This is a genomic window from Shewanella sp. MBTL60-007, assembly GCF_019654915.1.
In the GTDB taxonomy this organism is placed as follows: domain Bacteria; phylum Pseudomonadota; class Gammaproteobacteria; order Enterobacterales; family Shewanellaceae; genus Shewanella.
This window is the reverse complement of the sequence record NZ_BPET01000046.1, coordinates 27,970-47,607: the sequence shown is the minus strand read 5'-3', so window position 1 is coordinate 47,607 and position 19,638 is coordinate 27,970. Positions and strand designations below refer to the sequence as shown.

Below are 19,638 nucleotides of genomic sequence, written 5' to 3'. Positions count from 1 at the left end.
TATAAATTTGTTTTGTATTCCGCTTGTTATTTTTTCTTTTGTTGAGTTTGCTTATGTTTATAAATATGGTTTGAGATGTAATTAAATAAGGCGGTCGTGATAAAACTTAAGGAGGTGAGTGCAGTTATAAATAAGGGCTTGTTTTATGTTTTGGAAAGCCACTATTAATAACGGTGTTAAGTGCAGTTTATTTTTATGTGGTATGCATTCCGCAATGGAATGTATTTGGTTACAAATAGTTAATTTGTTTATTTTAAATGATTATCATTAAATGTGTGTTGGTTGGTGTTGCCTTGTAAAGGCGTTATGTATTTATTCAATACACATAAAAATAATGATTACCAAGGAGAAGTAAAATGAAAGAACTAAGTAAACAAGAACAAGATATTATTTGCGGGGGGGGAGTCAGTAATGTTGTCGGTGGAGCTGTTGGTGCAGCTGTTACTTCCGGAAGTGGCTCACCTGGTTGCGCAGCATTAGGCGCTATTGCTGGAGGGGCTGTTGCTTCAGTAGGTGGTTCTAACCCTATCACTATTGGCGGGGCAGCAGCTGCTGGAACAATAGTTGGTAGTGCCGTAACTGACGCATGTAATAATCGACCAGGTTACCCGGCTGGCTCCCCAAGTGAATCTGGCATGCCATCAGGGCTTAATCGGTATTGGCCGTCTCCTTTCTCCAGAGGGGGGAATTTGGGTGGAGGGAGTAGTTGGCCCAAGAGTTTATTGCCATTCTAGTTATTGATATTCAATAAAGCTCTTTAAGCCATTCACAGTAGTTTAAAGAGCTTAACTCTTTTAGTAGAAAAGTATTGGTTTTGGAATGTAATGTTTTCCCTTTTGACAACAAAAAAATGCCCTGTCATTTACCAGTCTGAAAGTAGCGAGTGTGGGATAGCCTGCCTTGCAATGATATCAAGTTTTTATCAGCGAAAAACTAACTTGATTACTTTAAGAAAAGAGCTTGGTTATAGTGAGTCAGGTATGTCTGTTCGGACACTATGTGAGTATGCCGAGCGGATTGAGTTAGACTCCAGACCATTGCAGGCTGCTGTCAGCGAGCTTGGTCAACTTCGTTTACCCTGTGTTTTACATTGGGATTTGAATCACTTCGTTGTTTTAACAAAATACCGTAAGCAATCTGTTGTTATTCATGACCCAGCTATTGGCAAGATAACTTACTCTATTGAAGAGTTTAAAAAACATTATACAGGAATAGCTGTGGAGTTTTTTCCTACAGTTAATTTCACTAAAGAGTCACGAGTTTCAGGTTTAAGATTAAGCCCTTTTTGGAAAGCTAGTGTGGGTTTGAAATCGGGGCTATTCAAAATATTTGTGGCTTCTGCACTGTTGCAGCTTTTTGCTCTCGCTTCACCTTACTACATGCAATTGGTTATTGACGATGTGATAGTCAATCAAGATAGAGAGCTACTTGTGCTGTTGTTTATTGCCTTTTTAATGGTGGCAGTTGTATCACTCGTAACCAGTATTTTACGAGACTTAATTGGTTTACATATACAAAGTCACCTAAATATCCAGTGGAGCTCTGGGCTGTTTTCTCATTTAATTAGGTTGCCAATAACTTGGTTTGAAAAGCGCCATATTGGTGATATTGTCAGCCGTTTTGGCTCTCAAAGTGCTATTCAGTCTTTTATTACTTCAACGTTTGTCAGCGTAGTGCTAGACGGATTAATGGTGATGACAACGTTGATTATGATGTACGTATATAGTCCAAAACTGACATTTATAGCAATTTTGGCTGTTTTGATATATGCACTTCTAAGGTGGGCCTTCTATCGCCCATTTAAGCGGAACTCTGAGGAATTCATTGCTGCATCAGCAAAGGAAGATAGTTTTTTTCTTGAAGGAGTTCGCTCGATTCAAGCGATACGATTACACGGGCATGAAGACAAACGTAAAAATGAATGGCTGTCTCTATATTCGGATGTGGTTAATTTAGGGATAAGGGGGTCTTTGTGGTCCCTAGGCTTTTCATCGGTTAATACCATAGTGCTTGCCGTTGAAAATATGCTTGTTATCTATTTGGCTGCCAACTTTGTAATGGAAGGAGTTCTATCAATAGGAATGATGATGGCTTTTATTGCATATAAAGGTCAATTTTCTTCAAGAGTTAGCGGTCTGATAGATAGCTTTGTTTCATTCAAAATGCTGGATATTCACCTATCTAGGCTATCGGATATCGCTCTGGAATCGACAGAGGCTAATCGTAAGGGCTTGGGGCTCGCAAATAAAGTGGCTGGGCGTATCGAGCTTGAAAACATTAGCTTTAGATACGGGGCTAAATCTCCGGTATTGTTTGAAAATGTAAATCTTACTATTGAATTTGGTGACAATATTGCGATAACAGGGGTTTCAGGAAGCGGTAAAACGACGTTGTTAAAAATAATTTTAGGTTTACTAGAGCCGACGACAGGACGAGTATTATTTGATTGTGTTGATATCAGAAAAATTGGTTTGGTAAAATATAGGAAACTAGTTGGCAGCGTTATGCAAAATGATACTTTATTATCAGGAACTTTAGCCGACAACATTTCATTTTTTGATGAAGTGTATGATCCTTTGAAAGTTGAGCAATCATGTAAACTTGCATCAATACATAATGAAATTGAAGCGCTACCTATGGCATACCAGACTTTAATTGGAGATATGGGAGTTCAATTATCTGGTGGACAAGTACAACGAGTTTTATTGGCAAGAGCGATTTACCAAAGACCTTACATATTAGTATTAGATGAAGCCACAAGTAACTTGGATTTTGATAATGAGCAACGAGTTAATGCAAGTATTGATCGCCTTCCTGTTACAAGAATTATTGTTACCCACAGGGAATCGACCTTGGAGCATGTGGATAAAGTTTATAATTTAAATACTAATGGTTTGCTAAGGAATTATTAGTTGTATTTTCTAACGTGGACTGCCCCGAGTCTTATGGACAAATTTCACCTTAGCTTTTTGCATAAGAGATATGATTAGCTAGTAGTGTTTAACAGGTTTGCGAGGCGCAAGGTTTGTGGGGGCATGGAATAAAGCAAGTTCAACGCTTCTGTGTAACCACCTCTTAGGGGGAAACAGTGTAGTGGGGGAGGTGATGAACGTAGCTTTATAGCTATGATGCTCATCATTATGCTAGCTCAACTTATCAGTAACGAATACGTTTGCGATAGATACAAAAAAGCCTGCGATAGCAGGCTTTTTAATGGATTTAGCTAAACGCTAATTAAGCTTGTTCGTTTTGAGCAGCTTGAATCGCTGTTAGAGCGATGGTGTAAACGATATCGTCAACTAATGCACCGCGAGATAGATCGTTTACTGGCTTACGCATACCTTGAAGCATTGGGCCAATAGAGATCAAATCTGCACTACGCTGTACCGCCTTGTATGTCGTGTTACCCGTGTTTAGATCTGGGAATACGAATACAGTCGCTTGACCTGCTACAGGGCTGTCAGGCGCTTTTGAGCGAGCAACGTTTGGCATAACTGCCGCATCGTACTGTAGTGGACCGTCGATCATCAGATCAGGACGCTTCTCTTTAGCGATACGTGTAGCTTCACGTACTTTATCAACGTCAGAACCCGTACCTGAGCTACCTGTAGAGTAGCTGATCATAGCAACGCGTGGCTCAATACCGAATGCAATTGCAGATTCTGCAGATTGAATTGCGATATCAGCTAGCTGCTCTGCATTTGGATCTGGGTTAATCGCACAGTCACCGTAGATGTAAACTTGATCTGGCATCAACATGAAGAAGATTGAAGATACAAGGCTAGAACCTGGTGCAGTTTTAATTAACTGTAGTGGCGGACGAATGGTGTTCGCTGTGGTGTTTACTGCACCAGAAACGATACCGTCAACTTCGCCTTGAGCTAGCATCATAGTACCTAGTACCATGTTGTCTTCTAGCTGCTCTTTAGCAACAACTTCAGTTAGGCCTTTGCCGCGGCGTAGTTCAACCATAGCTTCAACATAACGGCTACGCGATGCTTCTGGATCAACGATTTCAACGCCTTCACCTAATACAACACCCTGCTGGCTTGCAATACGCTCGATCTCTTCACGGTTACCTAGAAGTACACAACGCGCAATACCACGTTCAGCACAGATAGCTGCAGCTTCGATGGTTCTTGGCTCATCACCTTCTGGTAGAACAACTGTCTTACGTGCAGCACGAGCAAGTTCTGTTAGCTTGTAACGGAATGCTGGTGGCGATAGACGGTGTTCACGTGGTGAGTTCTTAGTGATGCTTTCAACCCAGCTTTGGTCGATATGGCTAGCAACAAACTCTTGAACTTGTTCAATACGTACTGCGTCATCAACAGGCACTTCGTGATCGAAACGCTGGATGTTTAGGGCTGTCTGCCAAGTGTTAGTATCGATTAGGAATACTGGAAGACCCGTTTCGAATGCTTGTTCACATAGCTCCATGATCTGAGGCTCTGGTTCATAGCCACCAGTTAGCAGCAAGGCGCCGACTTTAACACCGTTCATTGATGCAAGACATGCAGATACGATAACGTCAGAGCGATCGCCAGAAGTCACAAGTAGTGAATCAGTTTTAATATGGGTAACCATATTTGGAATGCTGCGAGCACAGAAAGTCACTTTACGCATACGGCGAGTGTTCATCTCACCAGCGTTGATGATCTTAGCGCTTAAGTGCTTAGCAAGATCTGATGCACGTGGTGCAACGAGATCTAGGTTGTAAGGCACGCTACCTAAAATACGTAGTGGGCTCTTACCTGGAAGTTGGAACATGCTTGCCGCATCTGGACGTGGCATTTCGTCATGATCAAAAACTTCTGATAGGTCAGGGCGCGCACGGCCTTCGTCATCAACTGGAGCACCGATCTTGTTGATAATGGCGCCAATTAGACGTTTGTTCTCGCTGCCACCCCAAGAGTTATGAGAAATCTCTAGGCGGTTCATCAATGCTGTTGGGCTTTCATTGCCAGGAGTGGCAACAAAAATGATATCAGCATCGAGTGCCTTAGCGATAGCATGGTTAACATCATCAGAGAATGGGTGATTACGAGTCTGAACCAAACCTTCCACAATTAAAGTTTCAGTATCGTCAGCACACTCAGTTGCGCGAGCAATGATCTGTTCCATTAACACGTCAGTTTGATCCGCACGGATCAGCTTTTCTGCGTGCTCCATCTCGAAAGGCTCGAGAGGATTAACCGTTGGAGACTTGCTCAGAATCGTTGTTGAACGCTCTGGGCCAGTATCAGTTGGGCGCTGTTGGGCGATAGGCTTGAAAAAGCGTACTTTAACGCCGTGACGCTCTAGTGCACGAACCATACCTAGGCTTATAGAAGTTAAACCAACTCCTGTGCCTACTGGAATGAGCATGATGTTACGAGACATAATGACCTCTTAAAACTCGATGATGTCATACATTGTATGACTAAAAACTAAACTGCGCTAACAGCAGCTAATACAAAGTATTAGCTGCATCGATGTTAAGCGTCAGTTACTTGATCAACTCGATTGCGTCTTGTGCAATAACCCACTCTTCGTTAGTAGGAATTACCAAAGCAACAGTACCTTCGTCAGATGTGATCTGGCCACCGTTACCAAAACGAGCAGCAGCGTTACGCTCTTTGTCTACGTTGAAGTTGAAGATAGCTAGAGAGTTAAGTACTTTCTCACGGATTAGGTCTGAGTTTTCACCGATACCACCAGTGAATACTACAGCGTCAAGACGCTCTAGTGGCACAGTGTAAGAAGCGATGTACTTAGCTAGACGGTAGCAGAAGATCTCAAGTGCTAGAGTAGCGCCTTTATGGCCTTTTTCGAAACCTTCTTCGATGCCACGGCAATCGTTAGTAAGTTCAGAAATACCTAGTAGACCACTTTGTTTGTTAAGTACTGACTCAACTTCGTCTAGTGTGTAACCTAAACGGTTAACTAGGTGGAAGATAACTGAAGGATCAACGTCACCACAACGTGTACCCATTACCAAACCTTCTAGTGGAGTAAGACCCATAGAAGTATCAACACTCTTACCGCCTTTAATAGCAGTAACAGATGCGCCGTTACCTAAGTGAGCACAAATGATGTTTGTGTCAGCTTCGTCTTTACCTAGTGCAGCAGCAGCTTCGCGGCTGATGAATAGGTGGCTAGTACCGTGCATGCCATAACGACGGATTGCGTTTTCGCGGTATAGCTTGTATGGAAGCGCATAGATGTACGCTTTTTCTGGCATAGTTTGGTGGAATGCAGTATCGAACACAGCAACTTGTGGTAGTGTTGGGAAAGATGCTTGTGCAGCACGAATACCGATCAAGTGAGCTGGGTTGTGAAGCGGTGCTAAAGTGGCACAATCTTCAATACCTTGAACAACAGTTTCGTCAATAATTACTGAGTGAGTGAACTTTTCACCACCGTGAACAACACGGTGACCAACAGCTTGGATTTCAGCAGCGATTTCTGGGTAAGCACCTAGAATGTCGTTAACAATGTATTCAACAGCTTCTCTGTGAGCGGTAAAAGCACCTAGGCTAGCTTCACTCTTTTGGCCGTTAACTTTCCACTTGATTCTTGAATCTTCAAGACCAAAACACTCAGCTAGACCTGAAATTTGATCATCGCCAGTTAGCGCATCAATTACTGCAAACTTTAGAGATGAACTACCACAGTTAAGCACCAATACCAGTTTGTTTGACATGTTTAAACCTTTCGCAATAAATGGTGAAGCCGTTTGACTCACCGGATAACAAAACTTCATATGGCAACTATAGCCGAAGTCGTAAAGTATGCTCTTTAAAAGAGCAAAATGGTGTCATACTCAGTGCTAGCCCTTGGGGCAGACTGAGTGTTTATGCTAAAGTTAGGCTGTTAATTTTATTTATAGGTGCCATCGTTGAGCATTCAAGTTCTCAAAACATTGGGCGAGGGTCGACGTTATATGAAGACCTGGCCTATGGTTCGACAACTCAGTTATTACTTTCCTGAGTATCGCGTTATGCGAGCCACTAAACTAGCATTGCCTTTAATGCCATTACTGGCGCTTTTGGCTGCGGCGAGTCAGTTGTATTTGCATGGCTGGAGCTATCTGCCCCAGGCGATAACTATCGCACTGTTCTTTATGAGCTTGCCTGTTCAAGGCTTACTCTGGCTCGGTTGGCGTTCTCGCCATCCTTTACCGCTCTCATTACTAGACTGGGGTAACCAGTTATCGACTAAATTAATGCAATTGGGCGTAAATTGTCGGCCCCTTGGCGCTAAAGCGTGTTACTTCGATATGGCACTCATATTAAAAGCCGCTTTCGAACGTTTAGACGCCAGTTACTGGGAAGAGCTTTAGCTTAGGCTATAAGCATTACAACGCGGTTAATAAACCGCGTTTATTCCCATATCAGTAAAGACTTTCTTAATTTGCTCCATGGTTTCTGTGCTTGGTGGAGAGATATCATTTAACTCATAGTCCACACCCATAGCTTCCCATTTGTGCTTACCTAGTTCGTGGTAGGGTAATAGTTCGACTTTTTCCACGTTAGTCATAGGTTTAACAAATTCGGCTAGAGCCTGTGCTGATGGGATATCATCGGTATATCCGCCAACAACCACATATCTAATCCATGTTTTTTGCCCACGCTTATGCAAGTGTTCTGCAAACTGCAGCGTGCGCTGGTTACTGACATTGGTAAGATCGATATGCTTTGCATCATCAATCTGTTTGATATCCAGTAACACTAAATCTGTGTTATCGAGTAATTCATCGATAATTGGTGTGTGCTTTCTAACAAAGCCATTGGTATCAAGACAGGTATGAATACCTTCTTTCTTACAGGCTTTAAAAAGTTCAGCAACGAATTCAGCTTGTAGTATGGCTTCTCCGCCACTTGCGGTTACACCACCGCCGCTGGCTTCGAGAAAAGGTCGATAACCGATGATTTGACTCATCAGGTCATCGACTTTCATTTCTTTACCACCGTGTAAGTCCCAAGTGTCGCGGTTATGACAGTAGAGACAGCGCATTAAGCAGCCTTGCATAAAGGTGATAAACCGGATGCCAGGCCCATCTACTGTTCCGAAGGATTCAATTGAATGAATACGACCGATTACTGCCATTTTTACTCCTGTGGGGCTGATGAACGCTTAGCGTTGCATCAGCCGAATCGACACTTAATTAAACTTACAGACCTTTAGTGAAGGTACGTGTGATAACGTCTTGCTGCTGCTCTGGTGTTAGCGAGTTAAAGCGTACTGCATAACCTGAAACACGAATCGTTAGCTGTGGGTACTTATCTGGGTTAACCACTGCATCTTCAAGCATTTCGCGGTTCATAACGTTAACGTTTAAGTGTTGACCACCTTCACGGTTATCGTTGTGAGCGAAGTAACCATCCATAAGCGCAGCTAGGTTAGCCTTACGAGCATCATCATCTTTACCTAGTGCGTTAGGTACGATAGAGAATGTGTAAGAGATACCGTCTTGTGCGTGAGCAAATGGTAGTTTAGCAACTGATGTTAAAGAAGCAATTGCGCCTTTTTCATCACGACCGTGCATTGGGTTAGCACCTGGAGCGAATGGAGCACCAGCGCGACGACCGTCAGGTGTGTTACCTGTCTTCTTACCGTAAACAACGTTAGAAGTAATAGTAAGAATAGACTGAGTTGGGATCGCATCACGGTACATCTTCATTTTGCGGATCTTCGCCATGAAGCGCTCAACCAATTCAGTTGCGATATCATCAACACGTGGGTCGTTGTTACCGAACTTTGGATAATCGCCTTCGATGTCGAAGTCTACAGCAATGCCGTTTTCATCACGGATTGGCTTAACAGTTGCGTACTTAATCGCAGCTAGAGAGTCAGCAGTGATAGAAAGACCTGCGATACCACACGCCATAGTACGACGTACGTCTCTGTCATGAAGCGCCATTAGAGCTGATTCATAAGAGTACTTGTCGTGCATGAAGTGGATAGCGTTTAGTGCAGACACATACTGTGTTGCTAACCAGTCCATCATAGTGTCTAAACGACCCATAACGTCATCAAAGTTCAGAACTTCGTCTGTGATTGGAGCAGACTTAGGACCGATTTGAGCGTTAAGTTTTTCGTCAACACCACCGTTGATAGCGTAAAGCATAGTCTTGGCAAGGTTTGCACGCGCGCCGAAGAACTGCATGTGCTTACCAACAACCATTGGGCTTACACAACATGCGATAGCGTAGTCGTCAGATTCGAAATCTGGACGCATTAGGTCATCGTTTTCGTACTGGATAGAGCTAGTATCGATAGATACTTTAGCCGCGTACTTCTTGAAGTTTAGCGGTAGTTGCTCAGACCATAGAACCGTGATGTTTGGCTCAGGGCTAGGACCCATGTTGTATAGGGTGTGTAGGAAACGGAAGCTAGACTTAGTTACAAGTGTACGACCGTCAAGACCCATACCAGCGATAGACTCAGTAGCCCAGATTGGGTCGCCAGAGAATAGCTCATCGTATTCTGGAGTACGTAGGAAACGAACCATACGTAGCTTCATTACGAAGTGGTCAACCATTTCTTGAGCTTGTTGCTCAGTGATCACGCCATTTTTGATGTCGCGTTCAATGAAGATATCTAGGAAGCTAGAAGTACGGCCTAAAGACATAGCCGCACCGTTTTGGCTCTTAACAGCAGCTAGGTAGCCGAAGTAAGTCCACTGGATAGCTTCTTGAGCGTTAGTCGCAGGTAGAGAGATGTCGAAGCCGTAGCTTGCTGCCATCTTCTTCATTTGACCTAGTGCTTTGTGCTGCTCTGCAATTTCTTCACGAAGTTGCATAGTGTAAGACAAGTTTTCACCTGCTTCGAAATCAGCTTGCAGAGAAGTGAACTGAGCAAACTTGTCCTGCATTAGGAAGTCGATACCGTATAGTGCAACACGACGGTAGTCACCAATGATACGGCCACGACCGTATGCATCTGGTAAACCAGTCAATACACCAGACTTACGGCAACGCATGATTTCTGGAGTGTAGATATCGAACACGCCTTGGTTGTGCGTCTTACGTAGTTCTGAGTATACGTATTTAACGTCAGCGTCTAGTTCACGGCCGTATGCAGCGCAAGAACCTTCAACCATACGAATACCACCGTTTGGCAACATAGCACGCTTAAGCGGAGCTTCTGTTTGTAGACCAACGATAGTTTCTAGATCTTTAGTGATGTAACCGGCTTCATGAGAAGTGATAGTTGATACGCGCTTGGTATCAAAATCAACTGGCGCGTGAGTACGGTTCTCTTCCTTGATACCAACCATAACTTTGTCCCAAAGTTCGGTTGTTGCTTCAGTAGCGCCGGCAAGGAAAGACTCATCGCCTTCATAAGGAGTGTAGTTAGCTTGAATAAAGTCACGCACATTGACTTCAGTTTTCCAATCGCCAGCGGTGAAACCTTCCCACGCGGCTGCAAACTGTTCAGTTTTTTCGGTCATCGTACTATTACCTTCTGTTTGAGATAAGGTTATTGGGTATCGATATAGGCTCAAAACGAGGCGTGCGATACACCAATAGTTAAGTCTTAAAAAGCTCCCTCAAAACAAATCTGCTGAGGAAACTGGTCCCGAGTTTTATATCTCGGAATGTTCTGTCCATTTGATACCGATATGAAAAATGATCCGTATACGAAGAAGATCGGTATCGATAAATTGGTAAGACCAATTAACCATAAGTATATTAACATAAGCAGAGATAGCCTGCATCTTAATACGCTTAGTTTGCTCTGCTAATTTTAAAAACTGTCGTCCATGTATCAATTTTTAACCAAAGCAATGTTTCAACCTAACACTAATGTTTTTTACTGAAACAGCTGTTACTAATTAAGTAAGCAAGATTTAAACATTTGATTAATCTCAACAACAATCACTCTGTAAGTGCTAAGTAGTCAGTTAACCAACAATGCTATTTTCTAGGCTGTTGTTTATCAGTATTGGTAAAATCAATGGGAGTGTTAGGTCGCGAGAAGAGAGGACTCTTCTCGCTATTTCTCTTATAAAAGAGCAGGGATACCTGGGATCATACCAACTGCAAGCATAGCAGCTAGACAGATCACGAAGGCAAGACCTGGAATAACGATACGGTCAACGACAGATAGCGTTTTAGGACGCTCTTTGTCACCGATCAGTCCGTTATTGTCTAGGAACATAGTTAATGCCCAAGCTAGTACTGGGTTGGCAACAAAAGAGGCAAAAATACAGATACCAGCAGACTGGCTGCTTTGGGTGTCTTTTACCATCTGCATACCTGCTTCAAGTAGAGGCAAGAATACGCCAACAAGCAGTGCGATAGACATTACTGGTTGCCATACCGCGATATCCATAGGATAGCCAATGATAGCAACGATGATACATAGGAGACCCAGTAGGATTGCACCGGCAGGGATTGGACGTTTTGCCGTTGCAGCAGGGATCATATAAGTGCCCCAAGATGAAGTGATGTTACCACCGCCCACTGCTGTACCAACGATTTGACGTAGTGAACAAGTCGTCATAGTGTCATCAACATCCATTAACACCTTGTCTGCACCTTTAGGGTAGTTAAGCTCTTGGAAAATGCGGTGACCTAAGAAATCAGGAGACCACATAGCTACAGCTAAGATTGCAAAAGGCAGAGAAGCAATGAAATGTTGCAGGTTAGGTAGTCCTAACTGCCAACCGTGTTCCGTTGAACCCCACCAGTACACAGGGTTTAGGTTTGGAATGCCAGGCTCTGTTACAAATTGTAGATCTAGTCCTGCACCTAGGCCGAACGCCATTGCAACCGCAGCAATAGAGCATAATGGAATTGCTAACCAACGCTTACCGATCTTTGCTAGTACGGCATATAAGATCACATTGGCAAGAAGGATGAAGAAGGCGACATAACCTAGGCTGTAATCAAGGTTATGTTTAGACTGCAAATTACCAGCCCATTCAAACAGTGAACTAATTTGACCTTCAGCTCCCATAAAGCCAAGGAAGACTAATAGACCACCGGCAACGCCGCTACTGGTTAAGTTGACTAAGCGAGAGCCACCTTTTACGTAGCTTAATATGAGACCGAACATCCCCAATAAGATCGCAAGAGCTAATGGGTGAGCGCCAGCCAAGGCAATCGCACCGATAAGTGGGATCATTGGACCATGGTTACCGGCTAAGTTAGCTTTTGGGTTGAAAAAGCCTGAGCTGAGGATACAGAATAGAAGTGCTGGAATAAGCATTTCAACGCGAACAACCTGAGTCGCAAACTCTGCGCCTAGGTTAATATGATCCCATCTTTCGCTTAGGCCTGCGGCCCATGCAGCCATAACGGCTGAGTACATTACGGTAATACCAATTGTACCTGCGATAGCTGGGACGAAATCTTCCCATTCAAAACGGAAATCACGACCGGGAAGGTTTAGGCCCCAACGTCTAGGCTTCATGATTTTCAGTTCATTGTCTAAGTACTCTTCACGAGTTTCAAACTCAGACGCTGGACGGTGAAGCTCTCGATAAGATTTTGCCGAGTCTTCCATTTGTTCGTTTTTCACTGTTTCTGACATAGTTTCTCATTCTCCGAGAAGAACATAGTGATTCATCTAATTCGATGACAACTTTTAGTGGTCCTTGAGTATTAACTTAAGTATTCGGAGCTCACTTAGCTGCACTGTTTACAGAGTTAACTTAGCTGCACGATATAACAAAACAGAATTCCTAGTTTTGTCTACTATACAGTTGTCTTCCTTTACAATTTTATTTTCTAATTGGTAAGACCAATTTACCCCTGAAATATTAACACATAGCAGTGCGGTCTTCATTAAGTATCAATATTCTTGAATGAGGTGATTAAGCTATTTGAGATCCAGTTAACAACTTATACAGGGATCGCTAAACAAATAAGGGTACGGCATATTTATTGCGTTGGTCGCTGATCACTATTTTATAATATGTGTGAGTCGTGGCGCGATAACACGTCGTTGTTTGCTCTTTGTTGCACATCTTATTGTAGTGTGATCGGGGTGGGGTGGTTAATTATTTATTTTGTGCTGCGGATCTCATGTTTTGGCTTTGCTGAGTTAAAATGGTGCGGACGCTAGTCGGTTTTTTCAGTCTTGCTTTCACCCGTCTTTTAGTTTCAGGAATCTTGATACCTAAGGCCAACCCCTCCTAGTTATGTTAAAGATTTTAGTTGTCCCCTTATCCTCTATTGTCGCTTTTTAGTTTGTTGTTCATTTATGGGGGGTACCTACTTGATGTTAAATCCAGCAATAACAATGCATTAGCAACTCCAAGTTTATTTCCTGAATATTTCAAACTTCCCGTGTGGTATCAGCAAATTTGATACTGATTATGATTATTATCAAATTTTATTGCGTTATTTTACTCACTATAGTTGTAGCTACAAAACAACAACTTAGTAGATAAAAATGGGCAATAGAGTAATGAAAATGACAAATTTCTTCATTTCCATTTGGAGTGGAATGAATGTCTTCTAATCATGCGGCTAAAGGGCCGATGTTAGTTAACCCGATACAACAAAGTGTTGCGTCTCCCAAGCCGGAATTACAGAGTTTGTACCAACAGGCCGAGCAATATGGTAAGGCGAAGGTGATTAAATCTGCATGGCAATCGTTCGGTTTAGCGGCCTTTGCAGGTGCTTTTATTGCGCTGGCATTTGTTTTTTATATCACGGTGACAACTGGAAGCGATGGCGCTTGGGGGTTAGTTCGTCTTGCAGGAGGATTAGCATTTAGTTTAGGCCTGATGTTAGTGGTTATCTGTGGTGGGGAGCTCTTTACCAGTACGGTTCTTAGTAGCGTAGCCTGGGCTCAGAAGCTTGTTACGACAGGGGAACTCATTAAATGTTGGGGCCGAGTATACCTAGGTAACTTAATTGGGGCCGTCATCATGTTGAGCTTGATTATGTCAGCTCGAATGCACGAACTCGATGGCGGGCTGTGGGGACTAAATGCGCTACAAATTGCACAGCATAAGTTGCACCACAGTTGGGGGCAGGCCTTCGTTCTAGGCATATTGTGCAATATGTTGGTTTGCTTAGGAGTGTGGATGACTTTTTCGAGTCGTGACGCTCTTACCAAGGCGATCTTACTTATGCTGCCTGTTGCGATGTTTGTCAGTAGCGGCTTTGAGCACAGCATTGCAAACCTGTTTATGGTGCCTTTAGGGATCACCATACACCAATTTGCCGATCCTAGTTGGTTTGAAGCCTTGAATATCAGTCCCGATAAATTCGCTGATCTGACTCTTAGCAATTTTATTTTTAATAACCTCATTCCCGTGACCTTAGGAAATATCGTCGGCGGTGGGCTTTTTGTTGGCTTGGGTTACTGGCTTATCGAAAAGTCGGCTCAAAGCGTCAATGCTTGCTCAGTCCATAGCGCCCCACAACGTGAAATATCTGCCCAAATACATCAAATCCCAACTTCTGGAGTACTTGCTAAAATGCCTAAAATAATTAAGAAACTATCTGTAAAAGACCTTATGAACCCAACTCCATTGACGCTTTCTTCAGATTTATCTGTATATTCCGCCTTGAGCTTACTTGCTGATAATGAGTGTCGAAGTGCACCAGTTCTCGATGAAAGTAAACGTTTGCTTGGTTTTATCTCACAGCAAGATCTACTGCGCAGCCTTTGGTCTGAGGAGTTTGCTAGAGGAGTGTCATATAAGGTTAGTGATCTGATGCAAACTGAAGTCATGACGCTATCGCCACAAGACTCGGTCGCTGAGCTAATCGAGTTAATGGTTGTTGATCGTAATAAGCTATTCCCGGTAAATGAGTATGGGATCTTAACGGGTAATACCTTTAAGAGTTATGAAGAGCGTTTACGCAACGCGTCAGCCGATAAGCCAAGCGTCTTTCCTGTTTTGGATAACGGGTTACTATGTGGTGTGATCACCCGGGAAGCGATAGCTAAAAAAGTATGTGATGTTTACAGAGTCTAAATTTATCATTTAGCACTACCAAACGGGACGATATCGTCCCGTTTTTTTTTAGCTTTTCATTTGTCGAATACGGCTTAGTCTCTTGGCTTCTGTAATAATACAGTCCCGTAAAGGGTTTTCACCTGAGTCTGCGCGCCAGATGAAAGATAGGTGGCGTTGCATATTAATTTGAGGGGTAGGTAGGATCACCAACTCACCATTAGCAACCTCCTTCTCCACATCTAGGTAGGGTAGACTGCTAATATACTGTCCATTTTTAACTAAAGCTTTTAAGACCGATACCTGCTCGTATTCTTTCCAGACATTAAGTTTTTCAATAATGCCGTGAATTGCTCCTTCGAATATTCTTCTTGTTCCAGCACCTTGTTCTCGTAAAACCCATTTTGCTTGCTCAAGTTGAGATAAGCTGGCGCTTTCATATTTTGCATAGGGATGATTGGGAGATGAAATAACGACTAGATGATCGTCAATCCATCGCTCTTTATGCAATCTGGAGTCATCGTTGCGCCCCTCAATAATTCCAAGATCAAACTCATAGTTGAGTAAGCCTTCAATGACATTTTCGGTGTTTTCTACCGACAGATCGATTCGTAACTCGGGAAAATCAGTATCAATTTTACTGATAAGTTCAGGGAGCAAGTGTTCTGCAGCAGTCTGGCTTGAGCACAACCTGAACTGGCCGCTGATAAGGTGTTGTTCGTGAAGGCCAAATTCAATATGTTGCGCCTCTTGCAGCAAGCGTCTTGCTTTAGGGCGTAACCAGTTTCCCCAATGGCTTAATGTTAACCGGTTTCCTTGGCGGATAAAAAGTGGACGCCCTAGCAGATTTTCCAATTGTGCGAGTGACATACTGACTGCCGATTGGGTCATCGATAATTTTCTTGCTGCAGCGCTAACACTTTCTAGGCTTGCTACGGCGTCAAAAACGGTGATTTGCTTGAGTGAATACTTCATCTGTTACCTGCGGCTTCCCTATATGAAAATAACGATAACTGAAACTATCAATAAAATTGATGGTTCAAGACTCGATTTTAGAGTGTGTATAGAGACGTAACAAGTAGCGCTATGGGTTGCTGTAGTAGAATTTAGAGGCTCCTCACCCTTTTTAGGTATATCGAGATATATTTAAGTTTATATTAAGTTTTTCCCCTTTTATCCTATGGTTACATGCTTTCTCTGTTTTAAATTACGTAAGAGAAATAAGTCGAGCGTATAGCACGTTAGCGGTTAACTGTGACTTTAAGTGATTATCTCTGCGTTATTTTGAACTCAGTTCCTGGTCTCTTAAGCTGTGTCTAGCATCCAGAGCTATTATTGATTAAAATTGCGCGCTTAAAAATTTCTTAGCTGTGGCCTTCACACTTATGAGCTTGCTTACTAAAACCTCATTAATACTCACATCGAGTTACTTTCTTCTTTGGTGCTCCGGTCCATTATGGTTAAGCGAACTAGGGAACTGGTATGGCTTGCCACTTTGGTTTTGGTTTTCTTGTGTCGCAGCACCGCTCTTATTAGTTGTGAGTCTTAGCTTTTTACTTACCAAGGTTATTGGGGCGGCGGAAGCAGACCATGACTAGCCTATTACCTGTATTAATTTATCTAGCGTTAAGCTTAGTGATCACCCGAGTTTGGAGTGCACGCCAAGCTAACCAGTCTCAGCAGTTTTGTGATGATAAAGCTAAACGCTTCTTTATTGGTGGTGCCTTTCTTAGTGGCCCACTGTTAGCATTGACTCTGGTCGCAACGTACACAAGTGCGGGCTCATTTATTGGTGGCCCCGGCGCCGCTTATAAATTTGGACTCGGCTGGGTATGGCTTGCCGTGATTCAGGTTCCAGTGGTTATTCTTACTTTAGGGGTTTTAGGGCCTAAATTTCTCGCACAAAAGAAGCAGTACAGCACGATTATTGAATGGCTTGACGAACGTTATAACAATAGTTGGTTGAGCACGCTTGCCATGTTGAGTTTGGTCGTTGGCTTTATCGCTATGATCTCTGTGCAATTTATCGGTGGAGCAAGGCTGTTATCTGGCGTTACGGGGATCAGTTATGAGTTAGGTTTAGGCGTATTTGTGTTAACTGTCTTAGCCTATACTTTAACCGGAGGATTTAGAGCGGTAGTGCTCACCGATGCGCTTCAAGGAGTTGTGATGCTGCTCGGGGTCATCATCTTGCTGATTGTCCTATTAAGTCAGCCGGATTTAAGTGCTAAGTTGATGATAGAAACGGCTAAAACTCCTGAACTACTGAGTCCTCATGGGGTGGATGACTTTTTAGGCTGGCCTATGATGTTGTCGTTTTGGGTTCTGATCTGTTTTGGCACCATGGGCTTACCTCATACCATTGTGAGACTGCTTGCAGTTAAAGATCCGCTGTCGTTAAAGCGCGGTATGCTTTGGGGAACGATTATCTGTTTCTTGATGACGTTGATCCCACATCTATGTGGCTTTCTTGGCCGCGCACTATTTCCAAACCTTACGGTACCGGATCAGATCATGCCTACCTTAATTGGGCAGCTGATGAATCCATTTTGGGCAGGGGTGTTGCTTGCAGCGCCAATAGCGGCTGTGATGTCATCGGTGGACTCTATGTTGCTGCAATCGGCGGTCAGTATCGTTCGTGATGGTGTGGTCAAAGCAAGGCCTACAATGAGTGCGACAACCCAAGTACGAATGACTCAAGTGGTAATGTTGGTTATTACAGCGTTAGCCTGCTTTTGGGCTGTAAAACCACCAGATATGATAGTTTGGATCAACCTTGCAGCCTTTGGCGCTTTGCAGGCTGTATTCCTATGGCCGATTATCGCTGGGATGTTTTGGCCTTCGGTGAGTGGCCACACAGCCTTAGTCGCTATGTGCAGTGGTATGGTGAGTTACCTTATGTTGCAGTGGCAGGTGCCCTTGATTTTAAACATTCACCCCATTGTGCCTGCATTACTATTTTCCTTGTTAATGCTGGTAATAAGTCACTTTATTAGTCAAGCCTATGTTAAGCGCTCTGTTGCGAGTCGTTAATGTAGATGGTTAACTTGGCTAGCTAATCGTTAGCCATTGGTTTATATTTGCCGCCATATAATAATAAAATGGTGGCAAAATGGACCCTGTTAGCTGTTCTAATACATTAGATAATCAGGCGGTTACTAAGAAAGTAACCTGGCAAATGCCCGATACTCTGGTCATTATCTTCTTCGTCGCAATCGCTGCGGCAATTCTTACTTACTTTGTGCCTATTGGCTCGTTTCAAACTGAAGACGTAAGTTACGTCGTTGATGGTGTAGAGAAGAGTCGTAGCGTTATCGATCCTGACTCCTTTACCTATGAAGTCGATGAGAAGGGCGAGCCGATCCTAAAGCCTGTGGCATTATTTGAAGGTCACGGCGGGGCGGGTTTCTTTAACTTTGCCTTCGAAGGCTTGGTTTCCGGTTCTAAATGGGGCAGCGCCATTGGCGTCATCATGTTTATGTTAGTTATCGGTGGTGCCTTCGGGATTGTGATGGCAACGGGCACCATAGATAACGGAATTTTAAAGCTTATCGATCGCACCCGCGGTAACGAAGTGTTGTTTATCCCGGTGATTTTCATTCTTTTTTCTCTGGGTGGCGCGGTTTTTGGTATGGGGGAGGAGGCGATTGCGTTTGCCATTATCATCTGCCCTTTGATGATCCGCTTAGGCTATGATGGCATTACTACTGTGATGGTAACCTACGTGGCAACGCAAATTGGTTTCGCTTCTTCTTGGATGAACCCTTTTAGCGTGGCTATTGCCCAAGGTATTGCAGGAGTTCCTGTGTTATCGGGCTCTGGAATGCGTTTTGTAATGTGGTCTGCTTTTACCCTGATGGGTCTTATCTTCACCATGCGTTATGCGGCCAAAGTGAAAGCGCTGCCAACACACTCTTTTAGTTATCAAAGTGATAGCTACTTTAGAGACAACCTAAAAGAATCCAACCTCGAAAGTCGCTTCAATCTCGGAGATATCTTGGTATTACTCACTATCTTCGCAACAGTTGCATGGATCATTTGGGGAGTGATAGCGAAAGCGTGGTTTATCCCTGAGATTGCAAGCCAGTTCTTCACTATGGGAATTGTTGTAGGCATTATTGGCGTGGTTTTTAAGCTTAATAAGATGAATATCAATACCGTTGCTGTAAGTTTTAAGCAGGGCGCAGCGACAATGCTAGAGCCTGCTGTGCTAGTAGGCTGTGCATCGGGTATTTTGCTGTTGCTAGGTGGTGGTGATGCATCAACGCCAAGTGTACTCAATACCATATTGAGTAAGGCAGGGGAGTTTATAGGTCAGCTTCCTAGTGTAATGTCTGCCTGGTTTATGTACCTGTTTCAGTCCGTATTTAACTTCTTTGTCACCTCGGGTTCAGGTCAAGCCGCATTGACCATGCCGTTGATGGCACCACTTGCAGATCTTGTCGGCGTCACTCGTCAAGTCGCAGTGTTAGCCTTTCAGTTGGGAGATGGCTTTACCAATATATTAGTACCTACATCAGCATCATTAATGGCGACATTGGGCGTGTGCCGCGTTGATTGGGGCCAGTGGTTAAAGTTTATTTGGCGTTTTATGCTGGTACTGTTTGTAGTTTCAAGTGCAATCGTGGTTGGTGCTCACTATATGGGCTTTAGTTAATCACTGAATTAATGCGTTTTACTCACAAAAAAAACGGCATCCTAGGATGCCGTTTTTATTAACTCAATAAAGG

The 19,638-nt window shown here is 43.4% G+C and carries 12 protein-coding genes; 6 read left to right on the top strand and 6 right to left on the bottom strand.

Annotated features, from left to right (window positions below; genetic code table 11):
* Positions 1–356: 356 nt before the first annotated feature.
* Complete coding sequence (locus tag K5Q92_RS16880) at positions 357–734, top strand: hypothetical protein (RefSeq protein ID WP_220770096.1); 378 nt, start codon at positions 357–359, stop codon at positions 732–734.
* Positions 735–824: 90 nt separating this feature from the next.
* On the top strand, positions 825–2,912 hold the full coding sequence (locus tag K5Q92_RS16875; RefSeq protein WP_220770095.1) for a peptidase domain-containing ABC transporter: 2,088 nt from the start codon (positions 825–827) through the stop codon (positions 2,910–2,912).
* A gap of 322 nt (positions 2,913–3,234) precedes the next feature.
* Here the strand turns inward: K5Q92_RS16875 and pta are convergent, their stop codons facing one another.
* Together pta and ackA are read right to left on the bottom strand one after the other, a co-directional pair.
* A complete protein-coding gene (pta, locus tag K5Q92_RS16870) occupies positions 3,235–5,382 on the bottom strand; it encodes a phosphate acetyltransferase (RefSeq protein WP_220770094.1) in 2,148 nt (715 codons plus the stop codon).
* Between the two features lie 106 nt (positions 5,383–5,488).
* Positions 5,489–6,685 (bottom strand): acetate kinase, encoded by a 1,197-nt coding sequence (gene ackA, locus K5Q92_RS16865; protein ID WP_220770093.1) that lies wholly within the window; start codon positions 6,683–6,685, stop codon positions 5,489–5,491.
* A gap of 195 nt (positions 6,686–6,880) precedes the next feature.
* On the opposite strand from ackA, the gene yfbV reads away from it, so the two are divergent.
* Positions 6,881–7,324: a terminus macrodomain insulation protein YfbV gene (gene yfbV, locus K5Q92_RS16860; protein WP_220770092.1), complete on the top strand. Its 444-nt coding sequence runs from the start codon at positions 6,881–6,883 to the stop codon at positions 7,322–7,324.
* A 26-nt stretch (positions 7,325–7,350) separates the two neighbouring features.
* On the opposite strand, the gene pflA is transcribed toward yfbV, so the two are convergent.
* The 3 genes from pflA to K5Q92_RS16845 form a co-directional block, all read right to left on the bottom strand.
* The gene (pflA, locus tag K5Q92_RS16855) at positions 7,351–8,091 is read right to left on the bottom strand and encodes a pyruvate formate lyase 1-activating protein (RefSeq protein WP_220770091.1); all 741 of its coding nucleotides are present in this window, start codon (positions 8,089–8,091) and stop codon (positions 7,351–7,353) included.
* Between the two features lie 64 nt (positions 8,092–8,155).
* Positions 8,156–10,438, bottom strand: coding sequence for a formate C-acetyltransferase (gene pflB / locus K5Q92_RS16850; RefSeq protein WP_220770090.1), 2,283 nt, complete (start codon positions 10,436–10,438; stop codon positions 8,156–8,158).
* Between the two features lie 554 nt (positions 10,439–10,992).
* Positions 10,993–12,525, bottom strand: coding sequence for a DUF3360 family protein (locus K5Q92_RS16845; RefSeq protein WP_220770089.1), 1,533 nt, complete (start codon positions 12,523–12,525; stop codon positions 10,993–10,995).
* Between the two features lie 922 nt (positions 12,526–13,447).
* Between K5Q92_RS16845 and focA the strand changes: the two genes are divergently transcribed.
* Entirely contained in the window at positions 13,448–14,929 is a 1,482-nt protein-coding gene (focA, locus tag K5Q92_RS16840) for a formate transporter FocA (protein WP_220770088.1), read from the top strand.
* Positions 14,930–14,977: 48 nt separating this feature from the next.
* Here the strand turns inward: focA and K5Q92_RS16835 are convergent, their stop codons facing one another.
* Positions 14,978–15,883, bottom strand: a complete 906-nt coding sequence (locus K5Q92_RS16835; RefSeq protein WP_220770087.1) for a LysR family transcriptional regulator — start codon at positions 15,881–15,883, stop codon at positions 14,978–14,980.
* A 615-nt stretch (positions 15,884–16,498) separates the two neighbouring features.
* On the opposite strand from K5Q92_RS16835, the gene panF reads away from it, so the two are divergent.
* Both panF and yfcC read left to right on the top strand, forming a co-directional pair.
* Positions 16,499–17,941: a sodium/pantothenate symporter gene (panF, locus tag K5Q92_RS16830; RefSeq protein ID WP_220770086.1), complete on the top strand. Its 1,443-nt coding sequence runs from the start codon at positions 16,499–16,501 to the stop codon at positions 17,939–17,941.
* 79 nt (positions 17,942–18,020) lie between these two features.
* Positions 18,021–19,565 (top strand): putative basic amino acid antiporter YfcC, encoded by a 1,545-nt coding sequence (yfcC, locus tag K5Q92_RS16825; protein WP_220770085.1) that lies wholly within the window; start codon positions 18,021–18,023, stop codon positions 19,563–19,565.
* Positions 19,566–19,638 lie beyond the last annotated feature (73 nt).

Coding starts and splice junctions, on each gene's coding strand:
- K5Q92_RS16880 (WP_220770096.1), top strand. CDS start 357: ATGAAAGAACTAAGTAAACAAGAACAAGATATTATTTGCGGGGGGGGA.
- K5Q92_RS16875 (WP_220770095.1), top strand. CDS start 825: ATGTTTTCCCTTTTGACAACAAAAAAATGCCCTGTCATTTACCAGTCT.
- pta (WP_220770094.1), bottom strand. CDS start 5,382: ATGTCTCGTAACATCATGCTCATTCCAGTAGGCACAGGAGTTGGTTTA.
- ackA (WP_220770093.1), bottom strand. CDS start 6,685: ATGTCAAACAAACTGGTATTGGTGCTTAACTGTGGTAGTTCATCTCTA.
- pflA (WP_220770091.1), bottom strand. CDS start 8,091: ATGGCAGTAATCGGTCGTATTCATTCAATTGAATCCTTCGGAACAGTA.
- pflB (WP_220770090.1), bottom strand. CDS start 10,438: ATGACCGAAAAAACTGAACAGTTTGCAGCCGCGTGGGAAGGTTTCACC.
- K5Q92_RS16845 (WP_220770089.1), bottom strand. CDS start 12,525: ATGTCAGAAACAGTGAAAAACGAACAAATGGAAGACTCGGCAAAATCT.
- focA (WP_220770088.1), top strand. CDS start 13,448: ATGTCTTCTAATCATGCGGCTAAAGGGCCGATGTTAGTTAACCCGATA.
- K5Q92_RS16835 (WP_220770087.1), bottom strand. CDS start 15,883: ATGAAGTATTCACTCAAGCAAATCACCGTTTTTGACGCCGTAGCAAGC.
- panF (WP_220770086.1), top strand. CDS start 16,499: ATGACTAGCCTATTACCTGTATTAATTTATCTAGCGTTAAGCTTAGTG.
- yfcC (WP_220770085.1), top strand. CDS start 18,021: ATGGACCCTGTTAGCTGTTCTAATACATTAGATAATCAGGCGGTTACT.